The sequence below is a fragment of the Corallococcus exercitus genome, assembly GCF_003611585.1.
GTDB classification, from domain to species: domain Bacteria; phylum Myxococcota; class Myxococcia; order Myxococcales; family Myxococcaceae; genus Corallococcus; species Corallococcus exercitus.
In genome coordinates, this window is the sequence record NZ_RAVW01000088.1 from 13,317 (window position 1) to 27,818 (window position 14,502).

11 protein-coding genes and 1 pseudogene are annotated in these 14,502 nt (G+C 71.8%); 4 read left to right on the forward strand and 8 right to left on the reverse strand.

All coding sequences use genetic code 11. The features are described from left to right. Nucleotides 1–38 precede the first annotated feature (38 nt). Nucleotides 39–1,445, reverse strand: coding sequence for a protease inhibitor I42 family protein (locus D7W79_RS13590; RefSeq protein WP_120525801.1), 1,407 nt, complete (start codon nucleotides 1,443–1,445; stop codon nucleotides 39–41). Nucleotides 1,446–1,607: 162 nt separating this feature from the next. On the opposite strand from D7W79_RS13590, the gene D7W79_RS13595 reads away from it, so the two are divergent. The 3 genes from D7W79_RS13595 to D7W79_RS13605 all read left to right on the forward strand — a co-directional run bounded on the left by D7W79_RS13595 (nucleotide 1,608) and on the right by D7W79_RS13605 (nucleotide 4,492). After that, entirely contained in the window at nucleotides 1,608–2,837 is a 1,230-nt protein-coding gene (locus D7W79_RS13595; RefSeq protein WP_120525802.1) for a molybdopterin molybdotransferase MoeA, read from the forward strand. A gap of 124 nt (nucleotides 2,838–2,961) precedes the next feature. Next, nucleotides 2,962–3,636, forward strand: coding sequence for a GTP cyclohydrolase II (gene ribA / locus D7W79_RS13600; RefSeq protein WP_120525803.1), 675 nt, complete (start codon nucleotides 2,962–2,964; stop codon nucleotides 3,634–3,636). A 34-nt stretch (nucleotides 3,637–3,670) separates the two neighbouring features. Next, a complete protein-coding gene (locus D7W79_RS13605; RefSeq protein WP_120525804.1) occupies nucleotides 3,671–4,492 on the forward strand; it encodes an MBL fold metallo-hydrolase in 822 nt (273 codons plus the stop codon). A gap of 6 nt (nucleotides 4,493–4,498) precedes the next feature. Here D7W79_RS13605 and lipB read toward each other — a convergent pair whose 3' ends face one another. The 4 genes from lipB to lipA form a co-directional block, all read right to left on the reverse strand. Next, nucleotides 4,499–5,584, reverse strand: a complete 1,086-nt coding sequence (gene lipB, locus D7W79_RS13610; protein WP_120525805.1) for a lipoyl(octanoyl) transferase LipB — start codon at nucleotides 5,582–5,584, stop codon at nucleotides 4,499–4,501. Then, a complete protein-coding gene (locus tag D7W79_RS13615) occupies nucleotides 5,581–7,356 on the reverse strand; it encodes a ClpX C4-type zinc finger protein (protein ID WP_120525806.1) in 1,776 nt (591 codons plus the stop codon). The genes lipB and D7W79_RS13615 overlap by 4 nt, the downstream gene beginning before the upstream one ends. A 98-nt stretch (nucleotides 7,357–7,454) precedes the next feature. Next, nucleotides 7,455–8,726 (reverse strand): dihydrolipoamide acetyltransferase family protein, encoded by a 1,272-nt coding sequence (locus D7W79_RS13620; protein WP_120525807.1) that lies wholly within the window; start codon nucleotides 8,724–8,726, stop codon nucleotides 7,455–7,457. A 44-nt stretch (nucleotides 8,727–8,770) separates the two neighbouring features. Beyond that, nucleotides 8,771–9,700: a lipoyl synthase gene (lipA, locus tag D7W79_RS13625; protein WP_120525808.1), complete on the reverse strand. Its 930-nt coding sequence runs from the start codon at nucleotides 9,698–9,700 to the stop codon at nucleotides 8,771–8,773. 140 nt (nucleotides 9,701–9,840) lie between these two features. Between lipA and D7W79_RS13630 the strand changes: the two genes are divergently transcribed. Further along, nucleotides 9,841–10,617 carry a DUF72 domain-containing protein gene (locus D7W79_RS13630; protein WP_244221757.1) on the forward strand — a complete coding sequence of 259 codons (777 nt, stop codon included), beginning with the start codon at nucleotides 9,841–9,843 and terminating at the stop codon, nucleotides 10,615–10,617. Nucleotides 10,618–10,677: 60 nt separating this feature from the next. Here D7W79_RS13630 and D7W79_RS13635 read toward each other — a convergent pair whose 3' ends face one another. From D7W79_RS13635 to D7W79_RS13645, 3 genes and pseudogenes are all read right to left on the reverse strand, one after another. Next, nucleotides 10,678–12,285, reverse strand: a complete 1,608-nt coding sequence (locus D7W79_RS13635) for an OmpA family protein (protein WP_120525810.1) — start codon at nucleotides 12,283–12,285, stop codon at nucleotides 10,678–10,680. 210 nt (nucleotides 12,286–12,495) lie between these two features. Next, on the reverse strand, nucleotides 12,496–13,596 hold the full coding sequence (locus tag D7W79_RS13640) for a SpoIID/LytB domain-containing protein (protein WP_158616959.1): 1,101 nt from the start codon (nucleotides 13,594–13,596) through the stop codon (nucleotides 12,496–12,498). 11 nt (nucleotides 13,597–13,607) lie between these two features. After that, nucleotides 13,608–14,502 (reverse strand): annotated as a pseudogene (locus D7W79_RS13645) (penicillin-binding protein 1C); the annotation flags it as partial.

A 14,502-nucleotide genomic window follows, 5' to 3' on the forward strand; every position in this document is an offset into this window, starting at 1 on the left:
GACCTTGCGGTCCGGGGAGGGCCCGTGCGTCCAAGCCCTCAGGGCTTGACGGTGACGTTGATCTTGAAGGAGCGCTCCACCACGCCCGGCGTGAACGCCTTGGCGAGGAAGAACTCCACTTCGAAGCTGCCGGGGTTGCGCGGCGTGAAGAAGAACTCGCGGGTGGCCGGGCTGCCGTTGGGACCCGGCTCGAAGTTGGCCTCGCGCAGGCCCACGCGCTTGGCCAGCGTGGGCTCGATGGCCCAGGTGGCGCCGGGCTGCTCCTGCAGGCGCACGGTGAGGCCGTGGTTGAGCTTCACGTCCACGGACGTGGGCACCTCGCCCTCGATGTGGACCAGCTCCATCTCGTCGCGCGACACCGAGCGGGCCTCGGACGGACGCGGCTCCACCGTCTCCGCGGTGATGCGCCCGCCCCAGCCGGACGTCTTGTCCACCACGCCCGTCACCTGGAGCGTCTGCCCCACGTGCTTGCGCAGGCTCTTCACGGCCGCCTTGCCTTCGATGGCGAAGGACACCTGCTGGCGCGTGCCCCCGTTGGAGACGACGAGCACGAAGTCCTCGCCCATCATCTCCAGGTTGCCCCGGATGCTGGCGAAGCCCTTGATGCCGGCGCCCATGCCCGCGGCGACGGCCATGGAGACCTCGCCGGGCGACAGGTAGCGCAGCTTCGGCTCCGTGTCCGCGGGCGGCGGCGCGACCTCTTCCACCTCCGGCTTCTTGGCGGAGTACTTGCGCACTTCCACCACGCCGCTGTGGTTGGTCGTCTTCTTGATGAGCCCGCTCACGGAGACCTTGTGGTCCACGTAGGCCGGCAGCACTTCCTGATCCGGCCCCTGCAAGAGGAACGTCAGCTCGCGCTTGTCGCGGCCGACGACGACCAGGTGGGGCAGCTCGCCGCTGAGGATGAGGCGGCCCTTGAGGCTGCCCTCTCCCATCACGCCGCGGCCCTCGCCGGCCGTGAGCAGCTGCTCCATCTCACGCTTCGTGAGCGGCTCGCCCACGGGGGGAAGCTTCGTCGCGCGCGGGCGCGGCTTCTCCACGGGGGGGCCGGAGGGGACGGCCGACGGGGCCTTGCCCCCCGCCTTGCCAGCGCCCTTCTTGCCAGCGGCGGCGGGCGCGGAGGCCGCACCCTTCGCGGCGGGCGCGGCCTTGCCAGCCTTCGCCGGAGGCGCCGGGGAAGCGGGGGGAGCCGCCTTGGCCGCCGCCTTCTTGGCGACCGCGGGGACCTTCTCCACCTTCTCCGCGACCGCCTTCTTCGCCGCCGCGACCTTTCCCTTCGCCCCTTCCGCGACCGCCTTGACGACCTTCGTCGCGGCCGTCGCCACCTTCTTCGAGGCGTTCCTGATCAGATCCAGGCGGGCCGCGTTGTCCTTCTTCGCGGCAGGCTTCGCACCGGCTTTTGCAGCGGGAGTAGGCTTCTTCGCCCCGGACTTGGGCTTGGCCATCGACGCTGTCTCCTTGGAAATTTCCCGTGTGCTATCAACGGGTTGGCGGGACGCCCCTGCTGTTGGACGCGAGCCTCGCGATCACGGTTGCTTGTAACGATGATCAGCTGGGCTGTCAAACTAACACTTGATTTTCCCACGGACTTTGGGTGGGAAAACAGCATGAGCGACACCCCCGCATTGCTGCCGGTGGACGAGGCCCGCGCGCGGATCCTCGGGCTGTGCACGCCGCTGCCCACCGAGTGGGTGCCCGGGGATGACGCCCTGGGCCGCGCGCTGGCCGAGGACGTCCGCGCCCGCCGCACCCTGCCCCCCTGGGACAACTCCGCCATGGACGGCTACGCGGTGCGCGCCCGGGACCTGGCGGGCCCCCTGCCCGTGCGCCTCACCGTGGGCGAGACGGTGTTCGCCGGCAGGCGCCCCACCCGGGAGGTCGTCCCCGGCACGTGCGCGCGGATCATGACCGGGGCGCCCCTTCCCCCGGGCGCGGACGCGGTGGTAATGCGCGAGCGCACCCGCGCGGTGCCGGACGCCCCGGACGCCGTGGAGATATTGGAGGCCGTGGTGCCGGGGAACTTCATCCGCCCCCGGGGCGAGGACGCGAAGGAAGGCGACGTGCTGCTGCGGCGCGGCACCCCGCTGGGCATCCCGGAGCTGGGCCTCTTGTGGGCGCAGGGCCAGGGCACGGTGCCGGTGCCCCGCCGGCCGCGCGTGGCGGTGCTGTCCACCGGTGACGAGCTGTGCCGGGTGGACGAGCCCCCTGGCGACGGCATCGTGGACGTCAACGCCCCCGCGCTGGCCCTGGCGGTGCGGCGCGCGGGCGGCGTGCCCACGTTGCTGGGCATCGCCAGGGACACGCGGGAGGCCGTCCAGGAGGCCCTGTCGCGCGTGGAGGGCTTCGACGTGGTGCTCACCAGCGCCGGCGTCTCCGTGGGCGACCACGACTTCGTGAAGGACGCCCTGGAGGCCCTGGGCGTGGAGCAGCGCTTCTGGCGCGTGGCCATCAAGCCCGGCAAGCCGCTGGTGGTGGGGCAGCGGGGGCACACCCTGTTCATGGGCCTGCCCGGCAATCCCACGTCGTCGCTGGTGACGTTCGAGCTCTTCGTGCGCCCTGCCCTGCGCCGGCTCCAGGGGTTGGAGGACGTGGAGCCCCCGCGCGTCTCCGGCCGCCTGGACGGGCGCCTGTCCAAGGCCCCGGGGCTTGCCCACTTCGTGCGGGTCACGGCCACCTGGCGGGCGGGCGAGCTGTGGGCGAAACCGCTGGGGACTCAGACGTCGGGGGCCCTGCGTTCAGCTGCGGCAGCCACACATTTGCTTCACTTCCCCTACGACTCCAGCAGCTTGACTGATGGCTCCCATGTGGAGCTGCTCCCCCTGTCGTGGGTCGCCTGAGCAACGCAGTCCACGTCCGCCGCATCCAAACAGGCGGGTTTCACTACACCCCCTCCGGGTGTCACCTTGACTTGAATCCGGGGCGGCGAGAAGTAACGGCCCCCTCCTTGGGAGACGACCTACCATGTCCGACACGCGCTCACCCCAGGTCCTGCCGACCCGCAAGCCGACCCAGCACCTGGAGCGGTACTCGGAGGCGGACGTGCCCACGGCCCGTGGGGTGCTGAAGACCATCGTCTTCCGCGACAAGCGCAACGGGCGTGAGCACGTGGCGCTGGTGGTGGGTGACCCCAAGGGGCTGGAGGGGGTGCCGGTGCGCATCCACTCCGAGTGCCTCACGAGCGAAGTCTTCGGCAGCCTCAAGTGCGACTGCCGCGAGCAGCTGGACCGGGCGCTGGACTTCGTGGCCCAGAACGGGCTGGGCGTGGTGCTGTACCTGCGCCAGGAGGGCCGGGGCATCGGTCTGGGCAACAAGATCAAGGCCTACGCCCTGCAGTCCAAGGGGCTGGACACCTACGAGGCCAACCGGCAGCTCGGCTTCGCCGACGACTTGCGCTCGTACGACATCGCTGCGGAAATGCTGCGGTCGCTGGATGTGCGGTCGGTGGACCTGATCACCAACAACCCGCTGAAGATCGCCGGGCTGGTGGAGGAAGGTGTGGCGGTCCGGCGTCGAATCCCTTCCCGGACCGAGCACAATCCGCATAACGTCGACTATTTGAAGACGAAGCGCGAGCGTACGGGGCACCTGATTGAGCTCTTCGCGGAGGACGACGACACCGAAGCCAAGGCCGGCTGAGCGCCCGGCCCGGCGAAGCACCGCGCGCTTCGAGGTGCGCTTCTGGGGGGTGCGCGGTTCCATCCCCGCGCCCGGCCCCGCGACGAAGCGCTACGGCGGCAACACGCCATGCGTGGAGGTCCGCTGCGGGGACGAGCTGCTCATCTTCGACCTGGGCTCAGGAGCGCGCGGCCTGGGGGATGCGCTGGTGGCGACGCGAAAGCCCATCAAGGCGTCCATCTTCATCTCGCACTACCACTACGACCACCTGCAGGGCCTGCCGTTCTTCTCGCCGATGTTCTCTCCGGCGAACGACGTGACGCTGTACGGGTCGCCTCGGGACGGCAAGTCGCTCAAGCAGATATTGGCCGGGCAGATGGTGCACCCGTACTTCCCGGTGACGGCGGAGGACGTGTTCCGCACGCGCCTGGCGTACCGGGACGTGGTGGTGGGCGATGACATCCCGGTGGGCAAGGCCACGGTGCGCACGCTGGAGTTGAACCACCCGGGCGGCAACGTGGGCTACCGCGTGGACTTCGGCGGGCGCTCGCTGGTGTACGCGACGGACGTGGAGCACGGCACCGCGCTGGACCAGCAGCTGTTCGACTTCGCCCGCGGCGCGGACGCGCTCATCTACGACTCCATGTACACGGAGGACGAGTACCGCGGCCGCACCGGGCCGGCCCGCACGGGCTGGGGCCACTCCACCTGGGAGGCGGCGGTGCGCGCGGCGGACGCCAGCGAGGTGAAGCAGCTGGTGCTCTTCCACCACGACCCGGGCCGCGACGACGCGAGCATGGACAAGCTGCTGCGCGAGGTGCGCAAGCACCGCAAGGCCACCATCGCCGCGAAGGAAGCGATGGTCATCGAGCTGTAGCGGCTGTCACGGCCTGGGCGCGTCGAGCGCCCGGGTCACCGTCTCGCGCAGGCCCCGGAAGGGCAGCCGCGCGAGGGCGGTGGGCACGTCCACCCACTCGAATGCGTCGTGCTCCGGGCCCAGGCGCACCTGGGTGTCCGGCGCGGCGTGCACCGCGAAGCCGTGCTCCTCCACCAGCTTCGGCGGCAGCGTCTCCCCCAGCGCGAACGCGTGCCGGTAGGCCAGGTCCACGACGGGGAGCTGGAGGCCCGTCTCCTCCGCCACCTCGCGGCGGGCGGCCTCCGCGGGGGACTCGCCCGGCTCCAGGCGCCCCGTCACCGTCTGCCAGAAGCCGCCACGCTCCGGCGTCCGGCGCAGCAGCAGCACGCGCGCTTCGGGGCCGCGGCCGTGCACCACGGCGACGCTCACCGTGCGCAGGTCCACCGTGCCGTCCACGCGCCGTGCGCCGAAGACCTGGGTGAACTCGCGGGCGAGCGCCTTCTCCACGTCAGGGACGGGCACGGGGTGGCCCAGCTCGCGCTGCATGGACGTGACGCCCGCCTCGCGGATGCCGCACGGGACGATGAGCTGGAAGTGCTCCAGGTTCGTGTTCACGTTGAGCGCGAAGCCGTGCGTGGTGAGCCAGCGCGACAGGTGCACGCCAATGGCGCCAATCTTCCGCGCGTCCGGCGAGCCCTCATGCCCCAGCCACACGCCCGGCCACTTGGGGATGGCGCCCGCCGTGAGGCCGAAGCCCGCGAGCGTCTGGATGAGGCCGCGCTCCACGTCGCGCACGTAGCGGCGCACGTCGCGGCGGTCCTCCGGCAGCAAGAGGATGGGGTAGCCCACCACCTGTCCCGGGCCGTGATAGGTGACGTCGCCGCCCCGGTTGGTGTCGAACACCTCCACGCCCTCTTCCGCGAGGCGCGCGTCGGTGGCGGTGATGTTCTCGCGCTTCGCGGCGCGGCCCAGCGTGAGGACGGGCGGGTGCTCCAGGAGCAGCAGCGCGTCTCCGATGAGGCCCTGCAGGCGGGCCTCGCCGAACAGGTGCATCAGCTTCAGTCCGTCCTCGTACTCCACCCGGCCCAGGCGGAAGACGGTGAGCGTGTTCATGGTGATCCCTTTCGCCCCCCTCGTGGGTTGTGGGATGGCGCGGCGGGCGTCTGCGCCGCCTCCAGGCTCCAGCTGCCCGCGTAGACTCGCGACAGGAGCGCCTGGAGCTCATGCCCCGCGCGCGGGGAGCGGACCGCTTCGGCGGCGAACGCGCCCAGGACTTCTTCCGACAGCGTGACCGCCGGCTGGCGCAGGGCCAGGGAGCGGCGGGCCACCTCGACCAATTCCGGCACCGTGGGGCGGCGCACCGGGAGCAGCACCTGCACGCGCTCCAGCAGGGACACCGGCACGAGGCCCTGCACCGCCTCAATCATGCCCGCGGTGGTGGGCACGGGCAGGCTGCCGCCCTCCCCTCGCACCCACAGGCCCAGGGACGACACCGCGCCGCGAGCGCTCATCACCACCGCGCGCTCCCGGTGGATGGAGAGGAACGCGGCCAGCGCGGCCTGGACGCCGGACTCCAGGCGGTCCACGTCCTCCACGAGGAGCGGCTCCGTGCCCGGCGTGGACTCCAGCGCCTCCACGGACGTGAGCACGCCCTGGCCGCGCCGCTGGAGCGACTGGAAGAAGAGGCTCTTGCCGCAGCCCTCCGGGCCTACGAGCAGCAGGCAGCGCGCGCCCGCCTGGAGCGTGCGCTCCAGCAGGGTCTTCACCTCGTCGTGGCCCACCATCTCCACGGTCCCCGCGCGCGGCTCCTCCACGACGGGCTTGCGCACGGGGGGCGGAGGGACGACGTCGCCCAGGAGGCCCTGGGATTCGCCCAGGCAGCTCTTGCAGATGAACGCACCCGCCGGGCCCGCCACCAGGTCGCCCACCTCGCCCCGGGGGCGGCAGCAGAACGAGCACCACGCATCCAGGGCGGGATCCGCGCGAGTGGGACCCCGCTCGATGATGCGCTTCTCGCGTCGCCGGCCCCGTGCCGGTTCGGCGTGCACGGGGGAGGTGTCCTCGTCCGGCGGACGCAGGAGACCTCCGGGGACGACGACGTCCCCGGCGCCCGAAGCACGCAGCAGCCCGGCAGCCGGGATGAACTCGTCCTCTTCGGGAGGAAGCAGCAGGCCGCCCGGGACGACGACGTCGCCGTCAGGGGCACTGCGCTGGCCATCCGTGCTGGCGGCAGCGGTTCCATCCGAGGAAGGCCCCGTGGCATCGCCGGATGCGGCAGCGGTCGAGTGCCGCTGGCCGCCAGAAGCAGCACCATCCATGGAAGGCCGCAAGGCATCGCTGGATGCACCAGCGGCCGGGCTCGCGGTCGAGTGCCGTTGTTCGCCAGAAGCGGGGGTCTCCCTCTCCGCACGCGGGCCGTCGGCCTCGGGCGTGCTCGTGGCGGGAGGCCCGTCATGCAGGGTGACGGCCTCGGCCGGGGACGGGGCTCCGATGGCGGCGATCCTTCCGGCGAGCCTGGGCAGGCCAGGCTCGGCGGGAAGCGGCTTGCCGCCGGTCACGGTGGGGTCCTCGTGGGCCCCCAGCGTGTGAACCACGGCGTCGGCCTTGTCGTTGAACGCGGCGGACGCCGCGTCGCTCCAGCCCACCGCGCGGAAGGACATCGCGTCCTTGCCTCCCGCCATCGCCGCGGTGAAGGCGGGGCTCACGTCCGGGGCGCGGGCCTTCAACTGGCGCGCCTGCCGCAGGAGCTGGGAGGCGCGCGAGGTGTGTCCGGAGCGCTGGTAGAGGGCGGCGGCCTGCTCCAGGCACTCCGCCGCTCGCGCGCGGTCTCCCTGGAGCTCGGCGGTCTGCGCGGCGCGGATCAACTCACGGGGATTGTCGGCCATCGCGGATGCCCGCCTTCAGCGTTGCTGTTCCGGAAGTCCCCCGCGTCCCGGCCGCCCCCCGGAGCAGGAGCGGTCGGGCGAGCCCGCGACGCGTGTCCTCACGCCATCGCGAGGAACAGCAGGTCCGGCGCTTCCAGGTACTTGATGATCTCGTACACGAAGCTCGCCGCGACGTCGCCGTCGATGACGCGGTGGTCGCAGGACAGCGACAGGTTCATCATGTCCCGGACGACCACCTGGTCGTTCTTCACCGCCGGGCGCTTCTTCAGCTTGTGAACGCCCAGGATGCCCACCTCGGGGTGGTTCAGGATGGGCGTGGCGAACAGGCCGCCGCTCTGCCCCAGCGACGTGATGGTGAAGGTGCCGCCCGTCAGCTCCTCCATCTTCAGCTTGCGGTCGCGCGCCGCGACGCTCAGGCGGGAGATCTCCTTCGCCAGCTCGCCCAGCGTGAGCTGATCCGCGTTGCGCACCACCGCCACCGTGAGGCCGTCCGGCGTGGCCACCGCGATGCCGATGTTGTACTCGCCGCGCACCACCAACTCCTGCGTCGACTCGTCGAAGTTGGCGTTGAGGTGCGGGAACTTCTTCATCGCCGCGATGGTCGCCTTCACGATGAACGGCAGGTAGGTCAGCTTCGTGCCGTCTCCCGCCGCCGCCAGCTGGCTGTTGAGCCGCGTGCGCAGCGCGACCAGGTCCGTGGCGTCCACCTCCTCCACGAACGCGAAGTGCGGCATCGTGAACTTCGAGCGCACCATCTTCTCGGCGATCTTCTTGCGCAGCCCGCGCAGCGCGATGCGCTCGTCGCCCTTGCCCGAGGACACGGGCGGCGCCGCCGGACGCGCGGCCTGGGGCGTGGGAGCCGCCACTTCGTTCTTCTTCGGCGCGCCGCCGCCACCCTCCAGCGCCGCCACCACGTCCGCCTTCGTCACGCGGCCCTGCGGCCCCGATCCGGAGATCTCCGCCAGGTCCAGGCCGTGCTCACGCGCCATGCGGCGCGTGACGGGCGTGGCCAGCACCTTCGTGGCGGAAGCGGGAGCCGCGGGCGCAGCCGCCTGCGCGGGGCTCGAAGCCGGAGCGCCGTGCGACGCCGGGGCGCCATGGGCGGGGGCTGCCGCGGCGGGAGCGCTCCCTTCCATCTCCATCGTCACCAGCAGCTGGTGCACCTTCGCCATGTCGCCCTCACGGCCGTGCGTCTTCACGACGCGGCCGGCGTGGGGGCTGGGCACGGTGACGGTGGCCTTGTCCGTCATCACCTCGCAGAGCACCTGGTCTTCCTTCACCCGGTCGCCCTCCTTGACGTGCCACTTGACGAGCTCGCCCTCCGCCACGCCTTCGCCGAGATCCGGGAGCTTGAATTCGAAAGTCGCCATGAGGGGGAGTGTCTCTCTCTGGGTTGGGGAAGGGGTGCGTCCGGTCAGCCGAGTCGCTCGACGCGCTCGCGCTCCATCAGGCCCTTCATGAAGAATTCGGCGGCGCGGTAGCTGGAGCGCACCAGCGGCCCGGAGGCCACGTAGAGGAATCCGTAGGACTCCGCCAGCGTCTTGTAGGCTTCGAACTGCGCGGGCGTCACGAAGCGCTCCACGCGCAGGTGGTACTGCGACGGCTGGAGGTACTGGCCCAGCGTGAGCACGTCCACGCCCACGTCGCGCAGGTCCTGGAACGTGCGCTCCAGCTCCGCGTCCGTCTCACCCAGGCCCACCATGACGGACGTCTTGGTGTAGACCTTCTCCGGGCGGTTCTTGAGGTACTCCAGCACGCGCAGGGACTGGCGGTACGTGGCGCGGCGGTCGCGCACCGTGGGCGTCAGCCGCTCCACCGTCTCCACGTTGTGCGCCACCACGTGCGGCTTCGCCTCCGTCACCGTGGCCAGGTCCTCTTCCTTGCCCTTGAAGTCCGGGATGAGGACCTCCACGAGCGTGCGCGGGCTCTCCTTGCGCAGCTCCCGGATGGCGGACGCGAAGTGGCTGGCGCCCCCGTCCGGACGGTCGTCGCGGTTCACCGACGTGACGACGATGTACTCGAGGTTCATCTCCTTCACCGCCTGTGCCAGATGGATGGGCTCCATCGGGTCCAGCGGCGGGGGCGCCCCGACCTTCACGTGGCAGAAGCGGCAGGCGCGCGTGCAGACCTCGCCCATCAGCATCACCGTGGCGGTGCCTCCGCCCCAGCACTCGGCGATGTTCGGGCAGCGGGCCTCCTCGCACACCGTGGAGAGCCCCACCCGCTTCACGATGGCCTTCACCCGCTCATAGCCCTCGCCATGCGGCAGGCGCACCTTCAACCACTCGGGTTTACGGGTGCTTTCAGAGACCTGTGGGAGGGGGAAGCGGTCGGGAGTCGCCATGGGTCGCGGGCCTTCTAGAGGGTGGGTGAAAGCAGGGTCAAGCGTGAAGCCCTGACGCGAGGCGTTAGCGCGGGCCAGCCACGAGGAGAACTTCCGGGAGGTGTAACGCGGTGGACAGGGCGCGGCCACGTGGGGCGTGCATGCCCATCCTCCAGCCCATGGCGGCCATCCACCTGGGGACCAGCGGGTACGTCTACAAGCACTGGAAGGGGCTCTTCTATCCGGACGGGCTGCCGGCCCGCCGCTGGCTCCCCTACTACGCGCGCGTGTTCTCCACCGTGGAGCTCAACGCCACGTTCTACCGCCTGCCCACGGAGTCCGCCGTGGACGGCTGGCGCGAGCAGGTGCCCTCGGGTTTCCGCTTCGCTTGCAAGGGCAGCCGCTTCCTCACGCACCTCAAGCGCCTCACGGAGGTGGGCGAGGGCGTGGCGCTCTTCCACTCGCGCGTCTTGCGGCTGGGCAGCCGGCTGGGGCCCATCCTCTGGCAGCTGCCGCCCCACATGACGAAGGCGGATCCGGAGCGGCTGGAGCGCTTCCTCGCCCACCTGCCGGGCGGCGTGCAGCACGTCTTCGAGTTCCGGCAGGCGGCCTGGTACCACCCGGAGGTGCTCGCGGTGCTGGAGGCGTACGGCGCGGCGGTGTGCGAGCACGACCTCGTGGACGTGCCGGTGCCCCACCCCACCGGCGGCTTCCGCTACCTGCGCTTCCACGGCACCTCCGGGCGCTACGAGGGCCGCTATGGGCGCCGCGCGCTGCGACGGGTGGCGGAGGACTTGAACGCCTGGCGCGATTCGGGGCGGACGGCCTGGGTCTTCTTCAACAACGACCTCCAGGGCCATGCGCTGCTGGACGCGTTCGACCTGGCGGAGCTGCTGGGCGAGCCGCTGCACCGGCCGGAGCCGTCCGCCGTGACGTAGACAGCGGCGCCCGGCCCTTGTGTGGGGACCGGACGCCGCCGGGACCGCGTGCCCGGGGGATCACTGACCGAGCACCTGCACCTCGATGCGGCGGTTCTGCACGCGGCCCTGAGGGGTGTCGTTGGAGGCGATGGGATCCGCGTCACCCTCGCCACTGACCTCGATGCGGTCCTGCGGGATGCCGTCGCGCACCAACTCGCGGCGGACGCTCTCCGCGCGGGTCTTCGACAGCTGGCGGTTGGCGTCCGCGTTGCCGGTGGAGTCCGTGTAGCCCTTGATGCGCACGCGCGTGCCGGTCTGCTGCTTCAGCACGTTGCCCAGCTCGTCCACCATGCTCTTGCTCTTCGAGGTGATCTGCGACGAGCCCGTGCGGAACTCCACGCCCTCCAGCACGATGCCCCGCGCCGCGCTCGGGCCTTCGATGGCCTCACGCAAGCTGTTGGGATCGCTCACGCGCATCTTCTCCTGGCCGGAGCCGCCGGTCGCCTCGCCCTCCTGCGTTCCGGAGCCGCCCGTGCCCGCGTCCTGCGCCATGCCGGAGCCGCCCGTGCCCGCGTCCTGCGCCACGTTGGAGCTCTCGCTCTCCACCGCGCCGGAGCCGCCCGTGCCCGCATCCTGCGCCATGCTGGAGCTCTCCACCGCGCCGGAGCCGCCAGTGCCCGCATCCTGCGCCATGCTGGAGCTCTCCACCGCGCCGGAGCCGCCCGTGCCCGCGTCCTGCGCCACGTTGGCGCTTCCGACCGGCTGCGTTCCGGAGCCGCCGGTGCCTTCATTCCCCACCGTGCCAGAGCCGCCCGTCGCGGGCGGAGTCGGCTGCACGGCCGGCGCGGGCTGCGCGACGCGGTTCTGATCAGGTTGCGTTGTGGTGCGCGTCACCTGCGGAGCCCGGGCGCGCTCGTTCCTGCGTCCGCGCAAGGCGCCCCACGCGAGCACGACCAGGGCGAGCAGGGCCAGCGGAACAGCCCAGCCCGCGATGCTCTTCTTGCGCTCCGGCTGACGGTTGTAGGTCTGCCGGGGCGTCGTCTCTCGCACGGTGTGGGCCTCGCGCACGGGGCCCGTCTCACGGACCTGCGACACCTCGCGGTGGGGTTCAATGACCTCCGGGACCACGTGGCGCGCACCGCCGAAGCCCAGGATGCCGCCCAGCCCCGCTGGCAGCGCGGCGGCGATGTTGTTGCGCTGGCCGTTGAGCAACTGCATCAGCCCGGATGAACCCATGCGCTGGTCGCGCACCTGCCGGCCCAGGACCCCCATCAGCATGGGCGCGGCCAGGGACAGCAGCCGCGTCGCCGAGCCGGGGTTGCGCATCCCGCCGAAGCGCGTGATCCCCTCGGTGACGGCCCCCAGCTTGTTGCCGAAGATGCCGCTCAGCATCCCCTTCCCGCGCTCCTCCTCGTCCAGCAGCCCCTCGCCGACACCACCGGAGTCAACGGCGCGCGAGGGCGCGTCGGGTCCGGTGAAGCCGCCCTCATTGAGCTTCGACAGCAGGCGGTGCGCACCGGCCTCGTTGCCGCCCTGATCCACGACGCCCGCGGCCACGGCGGCGATGGTGCCCGGCAGCGCCTTGGTGGTCGCCTGCGGGTCCTCGCCCAGCGAGCCGCTGATCTTCTGGAGCAATCCCTTCTGCATGAACTGTGAGCCGACTGCCTCGATCAGATTGAACGCCATGTGATGCCTCCCGGTCGGGTCCCGCACCGGGACCGCCGGTGCGCGAAGCCACCTCCCCACCGGACCGCGCGGGGCTGAGGGCTCTGGGGCAATCGATACGGAGCACAGCGGGTGCTGATAAGCCCTCACGGTGAGCCCGGGGGAGAGCCCCTGGAGGGCCGTCACCTTCGCGGACGACTGCGAGCTGGAGGGGCTTCGCGGCCCTCGCGTTCACTTGTCCGCGAGCTTCCCGGGGAGGGCGCGCGGAAAGTAGTGCGCGAGCACCTGCTCCGCGGTCCAGCCCTGCCGTGCGAGCAGGGCCGCGCCGGCCTGGCAGAGACCGACGCCGTGACCATGGCCCTGCCCTTCGAGGAGTGCCTGGTCTCCGCCAAGCGTCATGGAGAAACGCGCGCTGCGGATCCGATCCCACCCGGCGCGGGCTCCGAGTGCGCGGAAGAAGGCATCCCCGCGCGCATCGCGTCCCGAAGCGCGGTCCACGATGCGCACCACCGCGCCGCTGGAGTCCCGATCCAGCAGCAGATCCGCCGCCTGCGCGGGGCCGCCGAGCGCATCCGCCGCGGCGGCCGACACCAGCGCGCGAGGCACGACCGCGCGCCACGGAGACGCGGGACAGCGGTCCGGCACGGCGGCGGCGCCGGTGAGGTCCGGGGCACCGAACACGGCCACGGGCTCGGCCGTGTGTCCGCCGCAGCTTGCGTGGAACGGCGCGAGCGCGATGGCGCCATCGGACAGGTGCAGCACGATGCCTTCGGTGGAGCGGGCGGCATCGCGGGCGCGGAGCAGGTGGCGAGCGAAGCCCTCGCCGCGAAGGACCTGGCAGTGGGTGAGGTCGCAGGCCCGGGCCTCGTCGTGCCGCTTGCCGGAAGCGAGCACGTAGCTACGGGCGGTGATGGCCTGGGCACGGAGCGCTTCGAAGGGGGTGTCGACCTCCGTCTCGCTGGCGGTGACCGCTGCGACGTAGGTCTCCAGCGCGAAGGTGGCGACGACGATCAGCTCCCCGTCCCGGGCCTCCAGCGACAGTGAAGCCTCGTAGCGACGGTCCACGCCCCGGCCCCGGACATGCCAGCGGCCCGCGTCCAGCCGAAGGACGCTCGTTTGTGGCCGGCCCTCCACGACGAGCGTGTTCCCCGAAGCCACGACCTCCAGCGAGCGAGGACCCTCCAGCCGCAACCGCGCGGGCCGGTGCTTGGAGAGGATCCGGACGTCGACCTGTGTATCGGCCGCGGGCTTCAGCTTCGCCATGCGGGCAGGTGCCACGGGCACCGCAGCGGACCCATTGCCCGCCACCAGCGCGGCGATCAGCACGGCCACGCCCGCCGCGTTCATCGAACGCGGTACCGCGTCACCGCCAGCGGCTCGGAGCCACCGGGCGCCCACAGCTCCAGTCGGCGCTCCCCTTCCACCGCCGGCAGCCGCGTCACGAAGGGCGGACGCAGTTCGATGCGGCGGCCGTCGTCCGTGCGCAGCTCCAGCAGCTTCGCTCCCTGCGGCGCCATCACGCGCACCGGCACCGCCTGCGCGCCTTCAGGCAGCTGCGGCTCCACCAGGAACTCATCCCCGTTCGCCGGCAGGATGAAGCCGGGCTGCGTGCCCGGCCCGCCCTCCGCGCTCACCGACGTGGAGGCCAGTCCCTCCGCCTGCGCCCACGCGAGGTACGCCGGGCCCACGTCCAGTGCGCCGTCGCTCCGGTGCATCTTGCACTCGTGGCGCGGCGCCGTGCCCGGCAGGTAGACCTCCTTCATCGCTCCGGGGCAGTTCGGTCCCGCGCGCTCGCCGGACAGCGGGCAGATCTCCGCGGACTCGAAGTGGCTGCGGTCCACCAGCGGCGCGGCGCGGATGCCCGCCATCGCCAGCGACATCACCCGAGCGAACACCGGGCCCGCGCCCGTGATGCCAGACACACCGCGCATCGGCGTGCCGTCGAAGTTGCCCACCCACACGGCCACCGTGCGCTCGCGCGTGAAGCCCGCCGCCCAGTTGTCCACGTGCGCCCGGCTGGTCCCCGTCTTCGCCGCCACGCGGAACGGCAGCCGCAACGCATTGTCCAGGCCGAAGGCCGGCGCCCGCGCGGCCTCGTCCGCCAGCACGTCCGTGAGCAGCTCCACCGGCCGCGCCGCCAGGAAGCGGTGCTCCTCCAGCTCCTGCGGGATCCTCAGCGCCGAACCATCCGGCCCGAACGCCGCGCGCACCTCCCTCAACGGCCCCACCACCCCACCC